1 pseudogene is annotated in these 232 nt (G+C 62.9%); it reads left to right on the top strand.

Going from position 1 to position 232, the window contains the following annotated elements:
* Nucleotides 1–232, top strand: a pseudogene (locus SB751_RS35730) (EmrA/EmrK family multidrug efflux transporter periplasmic adaptor subunit); the annotation flags it as partial.

Here is a 232-nt window from a genome sequence, read left to right as displayed (position 1 = left end):
CAACCGGCCGCCAATCCGCAGCCGAACGCGAACAACGGCAAGCGCACGCGCATGATGACGCTGCTTGTTCTCGTGATCGTGATTGCAGCCATTGCCTACGGCCTCTATTACTTCCTCGTCGCGCGCTTCAGCGAAAGCACCGACGACGCCTACGTGAACGGCAACGTCGTGCAGATCACGCCGCAGGTCACCGGCACGGTGGTCTCGGTCAACGCCGACGACACGCAGACCG

It is taken from the genome of Cupriavidus sp. SIMBA_020, assembly GCF_046535395.1.
Taxonomy (GTDB): Bacteria; Pseudomonadota; Gammaproteobacteria; order Burkholderiales; family Burkholderiaceae; genus Cupriavidus; species Cupriavidus campinensis.
This window is presented reverse-complemented; position numbering and strand designations above follow the sequence as displayed.